This is a genomic window from Sphingobacterium sp. 2149 (assembly GCF_031455655.1).
Lineage (GTDB): Bacteria > Bacteroidota > Bacteroidia > Sphingobacteriales > Sphingobacteriaceae > Sphingobacterium.
In genome coordinates, this window is record NZ_JAVDTD010000006.1 from 227,666 (window position 1) to 247,903 (window position 20,238).

General features: G+C 36.5%; 21 protein-coding genes. 14 read left to right on the forward strand and 7 right to left on the reverse strand.

The features are described 5' to 3' along the window. Window positions 1-7: 7 nt before the first annotated feature. Window positions 8-391, reverse strand: coding sequence for a hypothetical protein (locus J2X77_RS10810; protein WP_209577906.1), 384 nt, complete (start codon window positions 389-391; stop codon window positions 8-10). Window positions 392-1,007: 616 nt separating this feature from the next. On the opposite strand from J2X77_RS10810, the gene J2X77_RS10815 reads away from it, so the two are divergent. The 11 genes from J2X77_RS10815 (at window position 1,008) to J2X77_RS10865 (ending at window position 9,577) form a co-directional block, all read left to right on the forward strand. Further along, the gene (locus tag J2X77_RS10815; RefSeq protein ID WP_209577905.1) at window positions 1,008-1,598 is read left to right on the forward strand and encodes a hypothetical protein; all 591 of its coding nucleotides are present in this window, start codon (window positions 1,008-1,010) and stop codon (window positions 1,596-1,598) included. A 32-nt stretch (window positions 1,599-1,630) separates the two neighbouring features. Then, window positions 1,631-2,272 (forward strand): hypothetical protein, encoded by a 642-nt coding sequence (locus tag J2X77_RS10820; protein WP_310080716.1) that lies wholly within the window; start codon window positions 1,631-1,633, stop codon window positions 2,270-2,272. 478 nt (window positions 2,273-2,750) lie between these two features. After that, complete coding sequence (locus J2X77_RS10825; RefSeq protein WP_209577903.1) at window positions 2,751-3,257, forward strand: DUF1877 family protein; 507 nt, start codon at window positions 2,751-2,753, stop codon at window positions 3,255-3,257. Between the two features lie 112 nt (window positions 3,258-3,369). Next, window positions 3,370-3,987 carry a toll/interleukin-1 receptor domain-containing protein gene (locus J2X77_RS10830; RefSeq protein WP_209577902.1) on the forward strand — a complete coding sequence of 206 codons (618 nt, stop codon included), beginning with the start codon at window positions 3,370-3,372 and terminating at the stop codon, window positions 3,985-3,987. A 3-nt stretch (window positions 3,988-3,990) separates the two neighbouring features. Further along, window positions 3,991-5,451, forward strand: coding sequence for an SIR2 family protein (locus J2X77_RS10835; protein ID WP_209577901.1), 1,461 nt, complete (start codon window positions 3,991-3,993; stop codon window positions 5,449-5,451). 2 nt (window positions 5,452-5,453) lie between these two features. Further along, window positions 5,454-5,936 (forward strand): TIR domain-containing protein, encoded by a 483-nt coding sequence (locus tag J2X77_RS10840; protein ID WP_209577900.1) that lies wholly within the window; start codon window positions 5,454-5,456, stop codon window positions 5,934-5,936. Window positions 5,937-5,962: 26 nt separating this feature from the next. Next, window positions 5,963-6,448, forward strand: coding sequence for a TIR domain-containing protein (locus J2X77_RS10845; RefSeq protein WP_209577899.1), 486 nt, complete (start codon window positions 5,963-5,965; stop codon window positions 6,446-6,448). Beyond that, entirely contained in the window at window positions 6,448-7,083 is a 636-nt protein-coding gene (locus J2X77_RS10850; RefSeq protein WP_209577898.1) for a hypothetical protein, read from the forward strand. Before J2X77_RS10845 ends, J2X77_RS10850 begins: the two co-directional genes overlap by 1 nt. Before the next feature lie 20 nt (window positions 7,084-7,103). Then, on the forward strand, window positions 7,104-7,973 hold the full coding sequence (locus tag J2X77_RS10855) for a dCTP deaminase domain-containing protein (RefSeq protein WP_209577897.1): 870 nt from the start codon (window positions 7,104-7,106) through the stop codon (window positions 7,971-7,973). Next, window positions 7,957-8,538, forward strand: a complete 582-nt coding sequence (locus tag J2X77_RS10860; RefSeq protein ID WP_209577896.1) for a hypothetical protein — start codon at window positions 7,957-7,959, stop codon at window positions 8,536-8,538. The genes J2X77_RS10855 and J2X77_RS10860 overlap by 17 nt, the downstream gene beginning before the upstream one ends. Before the next feature lie 55 nt (window positions 8,539-8,593). Next, window positions 8,594-9,577, forward strand: a complete 984-nt coding sequence (locus J2X77_RS10865) for a nucleotide kinase domain-containing protein (protein ID WP_209577895.1) — start codon at window positions 8,594-8,596, stop codon at window positions 9,575-9,577. Here the strand turns inward: J2X77_RS10865 and J2X77_RS10870 are convergent. Next, window positions 9,570-9,689, reverse strand: coding sequence for an ATP-binding protein (locus J2X77_RS10870; protein WP_209577894.1), 120 nt, complete (start codon window positions 9,687-9,689; stop codon window positions 9,570-9,572). The genes J2X77_RS10865 and J2X77_RS10870 overlap by 8 nt on opposite strands. A gap of 203 nt (window positions 9,690-9,892) precedes the next feature. After that, on the reverse strand, window positions 9,893-13,276 hold the full coding sequence (locus J2X77_RS10875) for a carboxypeptidase regulatory-like domain-containing protein (protein WP_209577893.1): 3,384 nt from the start codon (window positions 13,274-13,276) through the stop codon (window positions 9,893-9,895). Window positions 13,277-13,741: 465 nt separating this feature from the next. On the opposite strand from J2X77_RS10875, the gene J2X77_RS10880 reads away from it, so the two are divergent. Beyond that, entirely contained in the window at window positions 13,742-14,218 is a 477-nt protein-coding gene (locus J2X77_RS10880) for a hypothetical protein (protein ID WP_209577892.1), read from the forward strand. 74 nt (window positions 14,219-14,292) lie between these two features. Here J2X77_RS10880 and J2X77_RS10885 read toward each other — a convergent pair whose 3' ends face one another. The 4 genes from J2X77_RS10885 to J2X77_RS10900 all read right to left on the reverse strand — a co-directional run bounded on the left by J2X77_RS10885 (window position 14,293) and on the right by J2X77_RS10900 (window position 17,289). Beyond that, window positions 14,293-15,096 (reverse strand): M48 family metallopeptidase, encoded by an 804-nt coding sequence (locus J2X77_RS10885; protein ID WP_310080723.1) that lies wholly within the window; start codon window positions 15,094-15,096, stop codon window positions 14,293-14,295. 134 nt (window positions 15,097-15,230) lie between these two features. Beyond that, window positions 15,231-15,881, reverse strand: coding sequence for a glycerol-3-phosphate 1-O-acyltransferase PlsY (gene plsY / locus J2X77_RS10890; RefSeq protein ID WP_209577890.1), 651 nt, complete (start codon window positions 15,879-15,881; stop codon window positions 15,231-15,233). A gap of 14 nt (window positions 15,882-15,895) precedes the next feature. Further along, on the reverse strand, window positions 15,896-16,753 hold the full coding sequence (gene nadC / locus J2X77_RS10895; RefSeq protein WP_209577889.1) for a carboxylating nicotinate-nucleotide diphosphorylase: 858 nt from the start codon (window positions 16,751-16,753) through the stop codon (window positions 15,896-15,898). 77 nt (window positions 16,754-16,830) lie between these two features. Then, on the reverse strand, window positions 16,831-17,289 hold the full coding sequence (locus J2X77_RS10900) for a DUF4783 domain-containing protein (protein ID WP_310080726.1): 459 nt from the start codon (window positions 17,287-17,289) through the stop codon (window positions 16,831-16,833). A 172-nt stretch (window positions 17,290-17,461) separates the two neighbouring features. On the opposite strand from J2X77_RS10900, the gene gpmI reads away from it, so the two are divergent. Together gpmI and J2X77_RS10910 are read left to right on the forward strand one after the other, a co-directional pair. After that, window positions 17,462-18,994 carry a 2,3-bisphosphoglycerate-independent phosphoglycerate mutase gene (gene gpmI / locus J2X77_RS10905; RefSeq protein ID WP_209577887.1) on the forward strand — a complete coding sequence of 511 codons (1,533 nt, stop codon included), beginning with the start codon at window positions 17,462-17,464 and terminating at the stop codon, window positions 18,992-18,994. After that, window positions 18,975-19,562, forward strand: coding sequence for a hypothetical protein (locus J2X77_RS10910; RefSeq protein ID WP_209577886.1), 588 nt, complete (start codon window positions 18,975-18,977; stop codon window positions 19,560-19,562). The genes gpmI and J2X77_RS10910 overlap by 20 nt, the downstream gene beginning before the upstream one ends. Window positions 19,563-20,238 lie beyond the last annotated feature (676 nt).

Genomic DNA, 20,238 nt, shown 5'->3' on the forward strand with positions numbered 1-20,238 from the left:
TTTTTTGTTAGTGGTTATTTCTCGATAACCTACTGAAAAATTCAGAGACTTTTCTGCTCAATTCTATCTCTTTTCCGATGCGCGCTTTTGCTTCTGCAGACAGCTGCATTTTACGCAGGTCTATATTGCGATGATAGACGATACAATAAGCTATCAACACCCGATACAATGCGGTTGCAAATTCCTGCATTTCCTCATCCTTTAAGAGTCTATTTTCTCCTGCACCACTATCAAGATATGTGCTCAATAACTGGAGTGTATTAGCAGAAATAGCATCTAAGGTATAATGATTCCAGAATGCCTCAATCTCCTTTATAGGGTTATAATCGACCTTATGGACTTCATAGATCAACCAATCAAAAGCGAATTGTAGCACTAAAATCCTTTTCATTTTTCAGTCTGTAGTCTTTAACCGAAAGTACATAGCATCCCCTCTCCGATCGAAATCAGCTTTTTTTTGGGAGCCTGATGTTACTCAGTTTACATTAGTAATAATTAATTCATTCTGGGAGCCAGAGCGCGTTTGAATGAGGGGTCACAAAGGTGTATAATATTGGCGTTACGCACTCCATGGCAAGAGAAGCCAAATCTAATTTGGCCAAACCAGCCGAGCTACTCGGGGGCCGCGATAATGTTCTTTGATCTTTGTTTTTTGTTCATAACTCATTATTGGTAACGAGTCTTGTCGGTTAGTCGCCTAATGATAAATGTGGGACTGCACACCGTACCTGAAATAAAGTTTCTGACGCCTTACACACCACGGATTTACAGCAGTACCCACATCTATCTGTTATGCAAATATAGCATAAAAGTATAGACATGGGTGTTTAATCTGCTGTCTTGCGGTGTGGCGTCAGAAAATACAGGCACAAGACTCTTTGATTTAAACACCTAAACTATAGATGACTGATCTAATATTTTACTAAAACAAAGATACTAAAGTGATTTATAAAATTCAAATTATTTACAGCACAAAGCATAAAATATTTCTATTCCTTAATTTATCTATGAACAAAAATACGTGGTATCTATTTCCAATTGAACTTTATATTATTATTGCTGTTAGAAATATTCGATTTGAATTAGGAATTTCTGGCGAAGATATTTCTGAACATCTTGAAAAAAATGAAAAATATATCGGACACATGGAAAGCGCTGCGAACAATTCAAAATACAATGATGAGGTTTTGAGCGAAATTGCTATATACTTTTCTGAAATTGCCAAATTGAGACAACAGGAACTTAAAGATTCAGGCGATAGCACAGTTATTAAAACGGAATATACTATTTATGATTTCTATCCGAAAGAGATTTTATCCAACGATAAAGTCCTCAAAGAAGTTCCTCCTATTCCACCTGGCGTAGGTCCAGCACCTACCCTAAATGCATTAATAGAAGACCAAACTTTTTTCAAAAATGCAAAGACCCTAAATGAAATTATAATTAAAGCTAATAAAGTCCAAAATCAAAACTGGGAAGCAAAAGACTTTACTCGTCCACTAGAGCGTGCAGTAAAGGGCAAGAATAAAAGACTCAAAGTAGTGCTTAAAGGTGACCTTAACACATACATCCTTATCACTAAGCAGAAAAAGGTTTAGTATCTTTGTGTTCAAAGAAATGACAAATTTTTATGCTAGTTGATCTCAAATTTGAAATAATTAATATTACTGCCATGCCACGAATAGAGGTTGAAAAAATGCTCAATATTTTTCTTTTGAGGAAGAAAAGAGGCTATAATCAATTCGAACTTTCTTTCCTCATGGGACAACGTGACTTTTATGTTCGTGATGCTGAAGATCTCACCCATACTTTAATTTACTCCGTACCATTTACCAATATATTTCGCGAAATTTTTGATTGCGATATTGATCAAATAGTGCCTGATATCACCAACTCAGATTATACAATTCAAATATCTATAGCAAAGAATGAATCTGACTTAGTTGTTTATAAAGCTGAAAGAATCTTCAAAGATGGTCGAATTGAACTTATAGCGACCTTATCTGCTGAACCAAAAGATTTATTACTCGAATCCCCAAGTATAATCACAGAACAATCGGTTAAAGATTGGGTATTGCACCAAATCTCCACAGGATATTTTACCGGGCCTAAAAACGCCTTACAGATTCTCAAAGATTGTGAGAAAGAATTCGATGGTCCAGTGCGGCCATTGTTTATTGCCAATGCTTTAAAAGCTTGTAATGGCACAAAAGGAACTTCTAAGTTGGCGAGAAAGAAGGATGGGAATGTGAGGTTTGTTTATTTTTATTAACACAGTATTCCTGCCAGAGCAACTGTTTGGTGACTCCGGTCCGTTTAAGTTCTTTTTCGTAACAAATTCTGAGTAAAGGCAGCACCAATTAAAGCACCTGCTGTCAAAATCCAAATCCCCTTATCAATTTCGACTATCTTTTTGGAAATCAATTACTGAACGCCAAAATTATCTTCTCTAAAATATTGATGGATATGACCTCTCCCCAAAAAATTACCTTCCATCGACTCGAAGGTGAAATCCATGGAATCCAATATCTTTATGAAACCAATCCTGAAATTTATGATTGGTTGTTGATGTAGAGGAAAGACTAAATTGATACATGTAGCAAGTATATTTTAAAATAATTGAATTTAGCATATTGTTTTAGATAGAGTAGTTTGTTAACTTTATAGAAGTACAAAATTTTAGTAAAGGCCATATACAAGAGATATCAAAATACTGATATCAAAAAATAACACTTTAACCTACGATAACCATGGGGATGATCCAAAGCTATCTACGTGTAGATAATGATACGCTTAATGCTTTTATTGAAGACAGTAGGCACCTAGAAGACATGATTTATAGTGATGACATTACCAATATTGAGAACTTCCTTGACTTGGATAAAGCATGGGAAGGTGTTTTTTTTATAATCACAGGACAAAGTTTGGCAGAGGCTGTTGATAAAGAGGCACCACTTTTAGGTATACTTATGGGACCGACGGAAATTGACCCCGATCATGATATGGGCTACGGTCCCGCAACATTTACAACCGCAGAACAAACTAGAGTTATTTATAACGCGATAAAAGATCTTACAAAAGAAGAACTCTCCGCCAACTATGATCCTAATAGAATGGAAGAAGAAGGTGTTTACCCTGACATTTGGCAAAATGATGAAAATGCGTTAGAGTATCTTCTTGATTACTTCGATGACCTCAAAAACTTCTATAAAAATGCTGTGGAGAATGGAGAAGCTGTGGTTACATTTTTGGGATAAACTCTATTATGTTATTAACAAGTGATTATTAGAAGTACGCTTTTATTAACGGATTGTACTATTTATTCAGAATTAGTACGCCAATCAACTATAATAAATAGTTTTAAAATCTATGATATTCGAACGAGGGCATTTTAAATCAAGCCGCATACAAAAAAGTAATATAAATGAATCGCTTTCTGAAAGTAGAAAGTTTAGCGAGAAAGGGTATAGTTTAAGAAAATACGATTCAAAACCAACCGTATTTATTTCTCATAAACATAGTGATTTAGCTGATCATAAAGAATTAGAAGGAGTTATCGAATTACTTGATGACCTAGGAGCTAAGGTTTATATTGATAGTATGGACAATGGAATGCCTACGGAAACGTCGGGAGAAACTGCTTTAAGAATCAAAGAGGTCATCAAGTATTGTGATAAATTTATTCTTATTGCTACTGAAAAAGCTATTGAATCTTATTGGTGTAACTGGGAACTAGGATTTGGAGACACTCATAAATATATTGAGCACATAGCTATACTTCCAATTAAAGAAAAAGGAGAATACGACCATAATTATAAAGGGAATGAGTATTTACAGATTTACCCCAGTATTGATTATGAAGATGGAACTAATAGATATAGAAATTCAAGAGAATTGATACCAAAAGGATATTATGTCTGTAAACCAAAAAATAAAGAAGGTATTCGATATATTACTTCATTAAAAAAATGGCTAAATCAGCAATAAATTATGGAATTTACGCAACAACAAAAATCTTTTATAAATGCTTTTGTTACTGAAATCAATAATGGAGATGCTGCAATCTTTGCAGGAGCAGGATTGTCAACACCTGTAGGCTTTGTAAATTGGAAAGGGTTATTAAAAGATCTCGCGGATGAATTGAATTTAAATATTGAGAAAGAACATGATCTGACTTCTATAGCACAATATCATTCCAATAAATTTAAAAGAGGTAAAATAAATAACAAGATTAAAAACGAATTTACTACTCTAAAAGAAGGTAGCGAAAATCATAAAATACTTTCTAAAATCGGAATAGATACATTTTGGACAACAAATTACGACCAGCTTATCGAAAAAACTTTAGAAGCAGATGGAAAAATAGTGGAACGTAAAGTCCGGAATGAAGATTTTGCGAGTAACATTAAGAAAAAAGATGCCATTGTTTACAAAATGCATGGCGATAAAGATTCTCCAGATGAAGCCATATTAACCAAAGATGATTATGAAACATACAATGATAAGAAAGAATTATTCTCAACAGCCTTAAGAGGAGATTTACTATCAAAAACGTTTTTGTTCATTGGGTTTAGCTTTGACGACCCAAATTTAGATTACATTTTGGGGAGAATCAAAATCTTACTAAAAGACAATACGCCAACTCATTATTGCTTCTTTAAGCAGGTTTCTGAAAAGGATTTTAATAGTTCTCATAAAACTCCTGAAGAAAACCAAGAGGACTATAGATATGCGAAAATAAAGCAAGAACTTAAAATAGAAGATTTGATTAGATATGGGATACATGCCATAATGATAAAAGAGTATTCAGATATTACTCAAATTCTTAAAGAATTAGAAAAAAAGATAAGGAGAAAAAACGTTTTTATCTCTGGAGCAGCTCATGATTATTCGCCTTATACCGAATCGCAAGCCAAGGACCTTATTCACTCCTTGAGCTATGCGGTAGCTGAGAATGGATATAAAATTGTTTCGGGATATGGCTTGGGAATTGGAAGTATTGTTATATACGGGGCTTTGGACTATAAGCTGAATTCGAACTACAAGAATTTGGATGATTTACTCATTCTTAAACCCTTCCCCGAAATACAATCAGGTGTTAAAACAGTTCCTCAAATACAGACTGATTACCGAAATGATATGCTTTCAAATGCGGGTATTGCAATTTTTATCTTTGGAAACAAGTTAGTCAATGGTAAAGTTGTGAACTCAGATGGAATGGAAGAAGAGTTTAATATTTGCTTGCAATATGATGTGATCCCAATTCCAATTGGTTCAACAGGTTCTATTTCGAAAAAATTATGGGAGAAAACAACAAGCAGTTTGAATAAATATTATCCTGTTGAAGACGAGCTATATAAAGCAATCAAAGAACTAGGTCGCGAACATATTTCTAAAGATCAAATAATTGCAAATACTATTAAGGCAATTAATATTCTACAAAAAGTATAACCATGGCAAAAAGACAAATATTTTACAGCTTCCATTACGACAATGATGTATTCAGAGTACAACAAATTAGAAACATTGGTGCATTAGAAGATAATAAGCCAGTTTCTACGAACGAATGGGAAACTGTGAAAAGAGGAGGTGAATCATCAATCAAAAGATGGATTGATGAAAACTTAAGATATAAAAGTTGTTTAGTTGTATTAATCGGAAGTGAAACAGCCCGTAGACCATGGGTAAAATATGAAATTGAAAAGGCTTGGAATGACGGAAAGGCGGTACTGGGCATTTATATACATAATATAAGTTGTCTTCGTAACGGGATTTGCAGGCAAGGGCCAAACCCTTTTGAATCTTTTACATTTCGAGATGGTCGTAAGCTATCAAGCGTAGTTAAATGCTATAATCCAAAATCTAATGATGCATATAATGATATAAAAAATAATATTGAATACTGGATTGAAGAAGCAATATCAAATCGCAGTTGATTTCAACTAAATTAATAATACCAATTATGGCAAAAAAAACTCGCAATATTTTTATTTCTCATTATGAAAAAGATGGCAAGCATGTACAATCATTAAAAAACAGGCTATTAAAGTCTGGACAAGAGGTTCGAAATTTTTCGGTCGACAGCACTAAGCATAAAGACGGAAGAAGACCATCAGATAGAGTAATAGCTAGGTTATTAAATATTCGAATAAAGGCCTGTAGTACTTTTATATGCCTAATAGGCCCAGACACACATTCCAGACCTTGGGTAAATTACGAAATCAGAAAGGCGTTTCAAGAAGGAAAACGTGTTATTGGCATCTATACTCATGGCAATAAAGAAAGTGTTGTTTTGCCGGAACCAATGAAAAAATATAGCAGCTCTATACTTGGATGGAATTCGTTAGATAAATTGATAGATGTTATTGAAGGAAAGAAAAGTATTTTTGAAAACCAAGATGGTTCAAATACAGAACCGTATTACAAAATTGAAAGGGTGTGTAAATAATGCCTAAAATATATTCATACGTTTTGGATCATGACTATGGCCTTGCTCCGAACCCATTTGGTGGATTCTGCACACTTGCAGTATGTAAATCTCAGATCAGAAAAAGTGGAAATTTAGAAATTGGGGATTGGATAATTGGCACCGGATCTCGAGCGATAGAGAATGTGACGAACAGAAAATATATAGGTAAACTAATATATGCTATGCAAGTCGAAGAAAGAATGAAATTTAATGATTACTGGAACGACGAAAGATTTGAATACAAAAAGCCTATTGTCAACGGCGCACTAAATACGATGTACGGAGATAACATTTATTGGATGAGTGGACAAAATGAATGGCATCAACTAGACTCTGCACACTCAAATGAAGACGGGACAACTAATTTGACACATTTAAAGCGAGATATATCTGGTGAAAACGTCTTAATAAGTCAAAACTATTATTATTTTGGAGAAAATGCCCCCTTAATTCCAAAAGAATTAAGCAATGTATGTCATTTTGGTATAGGCGAAAAACTTGTAGATCCAAAATACGTTACTCCTTTTCTTGAATGGCTATCCAAAGGTTTTACCAATGGGATTCATGGAGATCCGATAAATTGGATAAATTATAAGCAGCTAAAACTATTGTAGAAATTAATCAATATTTAAACATGGCATTTCTTGGACCAAATGATTTAAAAGAATATTTAAAAAACAATTTAATTGTTATCGATGAAAAAGTCGCCAATATATTTGACGAAGATAGAATTGAAGAAGCTGCATATGCCCTATCCTTGGGAAATGAAGCCTATCGTACTGATAATAAAGAACGTAAGATCGAGATTCTTGATGAAAAGTGTAGAACTATTGAAATAAATCCTGGTCAATTTACATTGCTTATGACCGAGGAATATATTTGTATTCCTAAAAACAAACTTGCTTTCATCTCGATTAAAGCAAAACATAAACTTAAAGGATTAATTAACGTTTCTGGTTTTCACGTCGATCCGGGATTTAAAGGCAAGCTGCTTTTCTCAGTATATAATGCTGGTCCTTCCACAATCACCTTAGAAACAAAAAAACCATATTTCCTTATATGGTTTGCAGATTTAAAAAGTGAAGCTCAAAATGGAGACGAATACAATAACACAAAGAACCATCATCAGGGCCAAAATAAAATTCCTCTCGAATATGTAGATGCCTTAAAGCGTGGAGAACTCACATCTCCAAAAGCCTTGTGGGATAAACTAATAGAAACTAAAGCGGAACTAGAAAGAAAAATTGACGATAAAAATCGTAAATTTCTGAGCAACGAATACATTCTAAAGGCCATTGTTGGAATCTTGATAGCAATATTTATCAGGTATCTTTTTGTTGAGGTCGGAACGGAATTGTATGTAAAAAAACTTACTTCCAAAGATTCTACAATAAATCATCTTCAGCAACAAATGCAATATTTAAAAAATAATTCGTTAACTTTGAGACAGGTGGATAGCATTGTAAAAGATAGAATACAGCCCCCTGATGCTAAGAATAGATAAACATATCGAACATTTTGATCAACATTTCAGTGAAAAGTTGCCGACGGATTTTGTTGTCCGATTTGAAGAACTTGATAGTGAAAAATATCCGCAAGTGCAGGTCACACTTAACAATCAACAAGCAGGCGACATAATTGATGACAATGCTTACGAGGATGACGGTTATCGCTATCACGATGTTTTTCACTATACATTTGCTACATTATTGGAATGGTCTCCCTGCGCTAGAGCTATGCTAAAGCGTAAAAGAAAAAGTTGTGCTGAAACTGACCGTATAGAAGATGGTGCTAGAGCTGCTATCACGGAAGAGGCAATATCATTAATCATATTCAATGATGCAAAGGCTAATAATTTCTATGAAGGAATCTCTCAAATAGATGATCATATTCTAGAAATTATTAAACGAATGACCTCCTCTTTTGAAGTAGCTATAAAAAGTAAATATGAGTGGCAAAATGCTATATTAAAAAGTTATGAAATGTTTAGACTACTCAGAAAAAATAAAGGCGGAGTAATAACCTTCAATACTAATTCAAAACGAGTAGATTACAAAACATTGAATTAAAAAAAAATTAAATAATTTAGAGTCCCTGCTGGTTATACACCAGCTTTTGTTTTATATGGATATTCTTATAAAAAGAAAAGAACCGGTTCCATCTATTGTGCTGGATACTTATTGGAGATTTGCGGCAGAAAGGCAGAATATATTTTTTAATCGTATAAACGGGATATCCCCTTTAACAGATGATCAAATTCTCATAAAACATAAATTTACTAATGCTTATAGGGCGTCTGATCGAGTCAGCCAATATTTGATAAAAAATGTTATATACAATGACTCCTCTTCCTCTGAACTTGATACTTTATTGAGAATTTTGTTCTTTAAAATATTCAATAAAATTTCGACATGGGAACTTGTAGAACAGGAAATTGGATCAATCAACATTAAACAATTTGGCTTCAAAAAAGTAAATAAGATATTAACCGAAGCTAAACAAAGTAATGAAACCATTTACTCTGGAGCATACATAATGACTTCCGGTAGAAGTATTTTTGGTTATGAAACTAAACATAGTAATCATTTAAGTTTACTGGAAGAACATGTAAACCCTTTGCTATTGAAGAGAATACAAAATTCTAGATCTTTAAAAGAAGTATATAATATCCTTCTTCATATTCCTACTTTCGGTCCGTTTTTAGCCTATCAATATACAATAGATATAAACTATAGCAATCTAATTAACTTTAATGAGATGGATTTTGTCGTCCCTGGTCCGGGTGCTAGAGATGGTATTAGAAAATGCTTTTTAAGTTTAGGTGATTATTCTGAAGCCGATGTAATACGGTGGGTCACAGAACAACAAGAATCTGAATTTAAAAGATTAAACATTAATTTTAAGTGCCTATGGGGCCGCCCGTTACAATTAATTGACTGTCAAAATCTGTTCTGCGAAACCGATAAATACGCCCGTATCGCACATCCTGATATTCAAGGCATTTCAGACAGAAAAAGAATTAAACAGATATATAAACCTGTAGATAATAAAATTACTTATTTTTATCCTCCAAAGTGGGATATCAATAAATATATAATATTTATTTAAGTTTTACCATTGTTGTATGATGGACAATCATATCTATAATAGCAGAAGCAATTACCCCGTCACCGAAGAGGTTTTCCCAGTCTTCAAAGTTTCGGTTTGTTGTGATAATCATGTCATATTTTGGATTATTATAGAATATAATTAATCAATATTAATTATCTAGTTGGCACCTTTCCCCTATAAATACTGAGATTTAAAGTAGAACAGGCAAGTTAGGCTATAATATGTTCACAAGATTAATTCATCAAAAACTTAACCAAAAAAAAGCAGAATAAACGAGTTTATTCTGCTTTATATTATATCAATATATATTTATTAAAAAGTATACCTTACCCCTAACTGCATCTGCCACGTAGTACCCAAAGTACTAACATTCTGAAATGGAGTAGTTGGTAATTCGCCATTAACAACATTCATATTAAATTCTGGAATTCCTGTAGTTGGAGTAGTAGCTGTATTTAAAACAGGCTTTCCACCACTAACTCCGGGTACCATTTTATTTCCATATAACAATTGTCCATTATTTAAACGACTTTGAATACCCCAATTTTTATTTAAAAGATTACCAAAGTTTATGACATCAAGACTTAGCTGTAAAGAGTTTTTGCGTCCACCAATATTAGTAAATATATCTTGGAGCACTTTAACATCAAATCTATTTAACCAAGGCATCATAAAACCATTTCTTGGCAAATACTTTCCTTGATATTTTTCTAATCCATTATCCTTTACAAATTTCTCTAAAGCTTCCGCTTGTTGAGCTGCAGTAAACAGAACTTTTCCATTTGCGTCAACGCGATCAACAAAAGTCAATGAATTTAGATTTTTTGGTAAATAGATTAAATCAGCATTTTGACCATCTCTATTAATATCAGAATAATAAGTATAAGAGAAGCGACCTTGTGACGAACCATTATAATAAATTCCAACAGTAGTAGCTAAATGATTAGCATACCCTAATCTATAACTTAAATGTGCCATAACTCTATGTGGAATTGCAAATGCGGATGGGTGCAAAATTTGATCATTTGGCCCATTTACGGTCGCAGATCCTCCCCATGCAGAACTCGCACTTGATCCAGCATTTGCCGAAACCTCTTTTGCACTGGCATAATTATAAAATACGCTTCCACTTAGTCCTTTATAATTAGGAACACTTAAACCTAAAGTCGCACTAACCGCATGTCCTTTAACATTTGTATTTGTCAATACTGTAGCATTATTTGCTCCAATTTTGCTATTATAAGCACTTCCGTTTACACCTGCAGGATAGAATGCTCGGTTGTCGCCGTAATCGCCTTCTTCACCAGATGAACCGTAATTCAAGAAAGTATTTGGCGTTCTTCTATTAGCTCCCAATTGAAATACCGCGTTAATATCTTTGGTATACAAGAAGTCTCCTGATAAAACAAATGGAGAATTAGGAATTTTATAATCAGCACCAACGCTTGTTCTCCAAACCATAGGCATTTTGAAGTCTCTATCTACTAAAGCAAATGAAGAAGGAGCTCCTTCCTTAGGCGTCTTAATAAATACGGCTTCTGCACCAGCAGGAACGTTGTTTAAATAATAATAAGGATCGGTATTAAATTTAATGTTGTTGATCCATCCAGAAACTGCGTCATAACTTCCTGGCTCAACGGTATTTTGCAAAACACCAGCATTTGTCGGCATATTTGTTAACCAAACAAATGGAACTCTTCCTGAGAAAAATCCTGTACCACCACGAAGTACCAATGAGCGGTCTTTAAATACATCATAGTTGAATCCAATCCGAGGTGATATCATGATTTGTGATTTTGGCCACAAACCTGAATTATAGTTCTTCGGATTTCCATTAATATCCAATAAGCGTAGCGCATCAATAGATGGATTAGCCGTTAATTTATTTAAGTAAATAGGAAGTTCTGCACGTACACCATATGTCATTGTAAAATTATCTGTTACAGACCATTTGTCCTGAGCATATAAAGAAGCTAGCCCGAAATTTATCTTTGAATAGGTATCCTGTCCCTCGTATGGATAAGTTACACCATACATAATAGGTGCGACTTCCTGAGGTGTACCTGTTTTAAGGAAGTCATCCACAGATGCATAACGATAGTATGAAGTTCCCATTCGAGTGTAAGAGTTTCCAAAGTTTTGAATTTCGAAAGCTCCACCAAATGTAAATGTATGTTTATCAGCCTTTAAAGTTAAATTATTCGTGAATGAATAATTATTATTAATCACATCATTTTTATAGGAAAATAACTCTGTACCGAAGCTCATGTAGTTACTCCCTGTTGCAGAACCATCCCATATATCAACGAATGGAAATAATTGACTGCTTGGTGTACTTCTAGTATCTTGAATCCTAGTATATGTCGCTAAAAATTGATTTGATAATTGAGAATTAAAAGTGGAGTTTAATTCCGCTGTAATTGATCTTACAATATTCTTAAATGCATAATTACCATTTTCAAACGTAATCGAGCGATCACTTACCCGGTTGGTTTGGCTTCTCGGATAAGGTCCTGAATTGCCGTTAGCAACCTGCATAGAGTTACCAACCACCTGATTGTATCGAAGTGCAAATTTGTGCTTTTCATTAATGTTCCAATCCAAGCGAACTAAGAATTTAGTACTGCTTTCCTTTGCTTCGTCGGCATACCCCTCATATCTACCTGGATCATATCCCCATGTATTGATAAGGTGATTTTTTACAGCTTCTAGATCTGAACGTTTTGTTCTGGCAATATTATTATTTGGATCTGCTACCCCATCTTCAGAAGCTCTCCAAAGGTTAGCGCCAGACGCATTGGCACCCGTAGCTTCCTCTCTCTCCGCGTTTACAAATAAGAATAATTTATTTTTAATAATTGGCCCACCTAAACGAAAACCGAAATTTTTCTTCGCAGCATCCACCTTATCTAGAGTCACATCCTCAATCTTTCGACCTTGGAAATTCTGATTTTGTAAATAATAATACGCTGACCCTTCAATCCTATTCGTTCCACTTCTTGTAACAGCATTTATACCTGCTCCAGTGAATCCTGATTGTGTAATATCAAATGGTGCAATATTAACACTTATTTGTTCAATCGCATCTAATGATATAGGCTGAGAATTTCCTCCCGGGATTGGATTAGAACTCAATCCAAAACCATTATTGAAATTAGCACCATCAATTTGTAAATTGTTATATCGAGCATCTCTGCCAGCGAATGAATTTCCATTAGCTTGTGGAGTCAATTTAGTAAAATCCGTAATACTACGATTTATTTGAGGCAAGTTTTGAATTACTCTTTGATTTATGCTTGTAGAAGCCCCGGTCTTTTGCGCATTTATAGCTGTTCCAGTTACTACAACCTCTCCCAGTGTGGTACTGTTGTCACCGAAAACAGGGTTCAGGACGAAAGGCTCACCTAATTGCAAATAAACATCTTCATATACAACTGGTTGTTGTCCTACATACGTAACTTCAACCTTATAAGGTCCGCCAACACGCATCGCTGGTAGGTTAAAGCGACCGGCTGCATTTGAAGAACCAGAGTAAACTGTTCCTGAAGGGACGTGCGTAGCCTTAATCGTAGCACCCGAAGTTAGACTGCCGTTTGCTTCTTTTACAATACCTGTAACGCTACTTGTCGTAACCTGAGCTTGTACAGCACCATAGCTGGCCATAACAAGAGCGAAAAAGAGTAAAGATCTTTTCATATAATGTGATTTGTTAAAAAATGTTAAGCAAAATTACTAAGAGATTTTAAATTACAAAGGACTTAATATAAACTTAACACACTAAACCACACCTATTTCACGAAATCCACACTAAAAATCAGACATCAATAGATAATTTATCACGAAAAAAAACGTTGTAAGATGTTTTAAACCAGCATTTACAGTCTCCTTATCTACGCAAAAATAGTTTTCCACATCAATTCTGGATTTTTTTTTTGTAACAACATTCTTCCAATCGGAATTTAATTTTTTAAAAATTTTTAGCTAATTTCCTAACAGTTGAAAATTACCTTATACAATTCAGTTTCCTGTAGCAATTGCACTACTAGAGCCTAACGAATTGAAAAAATCTAAACGATTGTATACGCTGGACGTTTTGTATAAAAACTTGTTTCAAAAGCCAAGAACATTTCTGAAATTCGCACACCTAATATTTTACGCTTCATGGAAGACGGTATTCAAAATTCTTCTTTTCTAGAACCTGCAGACCTTAAAATGTCTCCAGCAGGACTCGCTTTTTTAGCTTCAGCAGCAAAATGGGCTAATTTTTTGGCCATCGTCTGTTTTATTTTCATCGGCATCTCGGCCATTACCATGGTTAGCCTGATCTTTGGCGCAAGCGCATTGTCACTCGGTGCAGACGAATATGTCACAGCGGGGGCCTTATCCACGTTCGGTGTCCTCTACCTGCTCTTTCTTGCTTTCTTTTGTCTTCCCATCTACTTTCTTTATAATTTCGGATCCAAAGCGAAAAAAGCAATTGAAAACCGCGACACCATTCAACTGGAGCTCTGCTTGGACGCATTAAAAAAACACTACAAATTTATTGGTATCATGGTCATTATTACCATCGCTTTTAATTTTATGGGATTGGTCATTGGTGTAGTGCTCGGCGTTAGCGATGCGCTAGCTGGGGTGTAACTGGATCAAAATATGATGCAAAAAAAAGAGGGATCTGCTCGCGCAGATCCCTCTTTTGATATCCTATCAATCGTTTATTTCTTATAATATTTCATCGCATTCGGAATTAATTTTTGAATATCCGCAATACGTCGTTCATCGCTGGGGTGCGTACTCAAAAACTCTGGCTGCCCTTTCTGACTTCCCGACGCCATACGTTTCCAAAAATCGACCGCTTCGTTTGGATTATATCCCGCCAAGGCCATAATAATCAATCCTGCTGCATCTGCATCGGATTCATCGCTTCTTGAGAATTTCAACTGCGCCAAATTTCCTCCCAAACCGTAAAGATTATTGAAAACTCCAAGGGTACTGTTGCCAGATACCCCGGCTGCCGAACCTAAAATCTGTCCGCCCAATTGCAAAGCAATCTGATTGGAAGCCTGCGCTACGGAATGCTCTTCAATCGCGTGGGCTATCTCATGCCCCATTACTGTGGCAAGTCCGGCTTCGGTACGTGTAACAGGCAAAATTCCAGTATAAACCGCCACTTTACCACCAGGCATACACCAGGCGTTCACATCATCGCTCCTTACTAAGTTGAATTCCCAATTGAAGTTAAATTGATTGGCGCGACCAGTGCTTTGCAAATATTGGTTCACCGCTGTGGCCAGTTTATTGCCCACACGTTTAACCATTGCCGCATCAGCAGTTCCAGTGACTACTTTTGAACTATTCTTCGATAAAAAATCTTTATAAGCCAATGCAGCTTGCTCGTTCACTTGATCAGCACTGACCAATTTCAAATATTTTTTCCCGGTAACAGCAGAAGTTGCACAACCTGACAACCCCGATGCCAGTGTTACACATGCTAATACCATAGCTGAATACTTAAACATTCCGTTCATAGTTTATATTTTATTTCAAGGGCCATATGGAGTCTCGAAGCGAAAGATAATCGCTTTTCAGCGCATCCAACATGGGTATTTTACAATAATTTATTAATCCATTTTAGCGGATGCAATTATTGTGCCTATTCTTTTTCCTTCGCTTTTTTCTTAAAGAGGTAGATCTTGGACTCATGCCCCTTTAACAGACGCTCTATATTCTTTTGGTGGGTAATCAACAAGAGGATACAAATCGCTATTCCGTAGAGGAGCACGGAAGGTATCGTTGTTTTGAAAATAAAGGCCAAACTAAATGGAAATGCAAATCCTGCCGAAATGGAACCCAATGAAACGTAATGGGTGGTCAATAGGATAATAACAAATACAGAAACACAAACCAAGGCTGCAGGTGTATGGATAGCGAGAATCATACCACAGAGCGTTGCTACGCCCTTCCCTCCTCTGAATCCCGCAAATACAGGAAATAAATGCCCCAATACCGCGATAACGCCCAATGCCAACTGAAAGTTAACAAACTGAACATCGCTCGTATTTTGCCCCAGTTCTATTAGATAAGCCAGATTGGTTGCTGTCCAGCCTTTAAAAATATCTACAAACATCACGATCGATCCCGCTTTCGGTCCCAACACGCGAAAGGTATTAGTCGCCCCAGCATTACCACTACCATACTCACGAACATCTACCCCATAAAATGCCTGTCCCAACCAAACAGCCGTTGGTATGGACCCAAACAAGTACGCTAGTAATACTGCAATTACTAAATAAATCGATATCATTAATTAATTAGTTCTTATATTAATTTGGCCTTCAGACTAAGATCCAGGCTCTTCACACTGTGTGTCAAAGCACCTACTGAAATATAATCTACCCCGGCCTCCGCATATGACCTAATCGTGTCAAATGTTATTCCCCCAGAGGCCTCTGTCTTGAACCGACGGTCGATAATCTGAACAGCTTTGGCAACATCTTGCGGTGAAAAATTATCTAACATGATTCGATCCACTTCGCCAAAGTTAAGAACTTCATCAAGTTCCACAAAATTTCGGACTTCAATTTCTATTTCTATCGGTTTATTTAGGCTCTTTCTATAGGCATTTGCCCGCTCTAGCGCCGGTACAATTCCGCCACTATAGTCGACATGATTATCCTTAATTAAAATCATATCAAAAAGACCAAAACGATGATTGGTGCCACCACCAATGCGCACGGCTTCTTTCTCTAGCACACGTAATAAGGGAGTCGTTTTTCGCGTATCCAAAACTTGTGCATCTGTACCTGCTAACAAATCCACATACTGCCGCGTTGTTGTGGCTATACCACTCATACGCTGCATCACATTCAGCACCAAACGTTCGGCCAATAAAATACTTTGGATATTTCCCCTGACATAAAAAGCAATATCACCCATCTTAACCCGACTTCCATCCTGGATAAAGACCTCACAGGCCAAACTATCGTCTACATAGGCGATAATTGCCTGCGCTACTTCGACACCTGCAAGTATGCCGTTATCCTTCACAATCAACTTTGCTTCACCTTGCGCGCCGGCTTCAATTGTCGACAATGAGGTATGATCTCCATCGCCCAAATCCTCCGCGACAGCTTGTTTTACAAACTGGGCCAAATAGTCCTTGATTTCCTTCTCCATAAATGCTATTTATTGGGCTAAGATGTGGAATAATTTTTTAATCGAAAAATAGATTTATAAAAAAAATAGGATCAGGATCAATTTTTGTCGATCCTCAACTCTTCGATGGAGTGGTTATTACTCCCTGCTCCTATTTTCACAAAGACCCGATAATTGGCCTGTTCTGTGGCTAAAATAAAGGTAAAATATTGATAGCCATTGTTGGCGTTGCTCGACTGCGTCAGCTTTACAGTCTTGGGTTTATGCTGATTGAAAAATGTGCCTAACATGATTTCTGATTGGTATTTTGTATAAATACCATTTTCGCCTAAAATCGACAAGGTGATGTTTGAGGCAAAATACTTGGCTATGTTCTTTGCACTACCCTCTTTCAAATATGATTTTAGCTCCTCCGAAATTCGTTCCAATGAATCATCATCCCCAGGCAAGATTTCTTCCATCCGTGGATTTACATGCATCGAAAAATGTCCAAACGCAACATCGTGTAAAAAAAGATTCGTAATAAGTATAAATCCGCAATGGCTTAAAAATTTCATATAGCTTAACATAGTATAGAACAGCTTCTATTATCAAAATCAATCCTTAGGTAGTTCCATTTATTATGGAACACAAATGATGCCACAAACCTATAAAAATAATGGTGATTAACAAGGGAAGTTTTTAAGATGCGTTGATAGATTCTAAAATTAAGATTATCTTTGTTATACGATGAATAAGAAAAAAGTTGCACTCATGATCCTAGACGGACTAGGATATGGAAAACACGATAAATCAAATGCAGTTGAAGCTGCAAACACTCCATTTTTAGACCATTTGTTAGAAGCATATCCAAACTCAACTTTAGAAGCTTCGGGCGAAGCTGTTGGCTTACCCGCCGGCCAAATGGGTAATTCTGAGGTAGGGCACATGAATCTTGGTGCCGGAAGAATTGTCTACCAAGAATTGGGACGTATTCACAAAGCAGTCAATGACGGCGTATTCAATTCGAATCCAGTGATTCAGGACGCATTTAAATATGCTTTGGAAAATAACAAAAAGGTACATTTTATCGGTTTGCTTTCCGATGGTGGCGTACACGCGCACACCAAGCACTTAAAGGGTTTATGTGATGCCGCAAAACATGCTGGATTAAGCAGTGAACAAGTATTTGTACATGCTTTCTTGGATGGCCGTGATACGGATCCAAACTCGGGTATTGGTTATGTGAGAGACTTACAAGCGTATTTGACGACGACAACAGGTACCTTTGCATCGGCAATCGGTCGGTACTATGCGATGGATCGCGACAACAGATGGGAACGGGTCAAATTAGCATACGATCTTTTAGTAAAAGCGGAAGGTGAAAAATCCAACGACCTGGTTGCCGCTATCCAAAAATCATACGATGAAGGTATAACGGATGAGTTTGTGAAACCAATTGCCTTGGTAGACGCCAACGGAGCTCCTGTGGCTACAATACAAGAAGGCGATGTGGTATTCTGTTATAATTTCAGAACGGATCGTGGCCGCGAGATTACGATCGCACTAACCCAAAAGGCATTCCCAGAATATGATCTAAAACCGTTGGATCTATATTATGTGACCATGACCTCTTATGATGAAACTTTCCAAAATGTGAGAGTGGTTTTTCAAAAAGATAACTTAACCAACACGTTGGGGGAAGTATTGGAGGCTAATCATAAAACGCAAACGCGTATCGCCGAAACAGAAAAATATCCACACGTCACATTTTTCTTCTCAGGAGGCCGTGAACAAGAATTTAAAGGTGAAAACCGTTTGTTGGTTCCATCACCCAAAGTGGCGACCTACGATCTTCAACCGGAGATGTCTGCTCAAGGAATTACAACGGCTATCGTTAACGATATGGAAACACTTCAGCCTGATTTTATCTGCCTGAACTTTGCAAATCCAGATATGGTAGGTCATACAGGAGTTTTTGATGCTGTCATTAAAGCCGTAGAAACTGTGGATCAATGTACCAAAACGGTCGTAGAGACAGGTCTTAAAAATGGTTACTCCTTTATAATTTTGGCCGATCATGGTAATTCGGAGTTTATGGTCAATGAGGATGGGTCGCCGAATACCGCACACACAACCAATTTGGTTCCCTGTATCTTGATTGACGATCAGTACAAAAAAATAGCCAATGGTAAATTAGGTGATATTGCCCCAACCATCTTACAAATTTTGGGCGTCAATATCCCAGCTGAAATGACAGGAAATGTATTGGTATCAGAATAATAACGTACATAAAACCAGTAGCAGAGCACTCTCCTTTTTTGCGGGTAGTGCTTTGCTTTTTTGGAGTTGTGGATCACCTTCCGCAACAAAAAGCCCTCAAAAATCTTCCGACATATTTTCTGTCGATTCGTTTTTTAATGCGGAAGTCAATCGCTTGCAACAGCTCAATCCCGCTGTGCTAAAATCTGTCAGCAAAGATGGAGAAAAAGAACAGCGCGAGCTGAAAATTGGGAGCTGGAAAAATGAACTGTCCGCTTTTCAAGCTGCTGATATCAGCAAAAATTTCGATCCCTCATTGTATGAAGTCAGCGCTGTCGACTGTGTGACCGAATTTACAGCGAAAAAGAAAGATTTACAGATACAGAAACTGCGTATCGAATTTGATAAGAACGAAAAGGTGAAACACATCCATATCGATAAAAAGATAACAAATAGCTTATACGATAGTCAAGAAAAATTAGACTACTTCAGCGATTCGCTTTATCGCATTGTTAAATTGCAAGACGTTCAGGGACTAGATGCCAATCAATATGAAATTGTCGGCAAGTTTATTCCTCCCAAAAAGTAACACGATAAGTCTTATACATCAGCAAAAGGCGCTTCTGAGACATTGATTCAGAAGCGCCTTTTATTATTCTATTATATTAATAAATGCAACACGATTGCTTTATATTTTATTTTCATTATCTTTGACCCGATTAATAAAGTGATCCGAGTGACAACTTGGGTTTAAACGTAGTGATTTCAGCGTGAAAGATATCTCATTGAACAAATTCGCAGCATTCGTGCTCTTGATGACCTTCTTAATTGGTCAGTTCATTGTGTACAGTCATGAACATCCCCAAGCTGCACTGCATATCGTAGATAGCCCAGCGAAAAAACATCATGCTGATCACCCTAAATGTGCTATCTGCGACCAAAATTCACATCCCCAACTAGTTTTTAATTTTACGCAGGGTGAATTCATACTTCCTGTTAAACGCGTTGAATTTGGTCTGTTCATCACTGGAGACCAGATAGTCAGATCACTGATTTCTGGCAATCGGGGCCCACCCCTCTGTTCGTTTCTATGCTAATTTCAATAGTGCGTGTTAACGTAAGTTGACCGCTATTGCCGCCAGGACTCTATAGGGGTCTTTACAACTCAACAGTCAAACGATGCATACGACCAGCTATCGGTTTAAACCTAGGCACAACGACGCCTTGGTAGCTGATATACGCTTTGTCGTTTGTACCGCTGATAT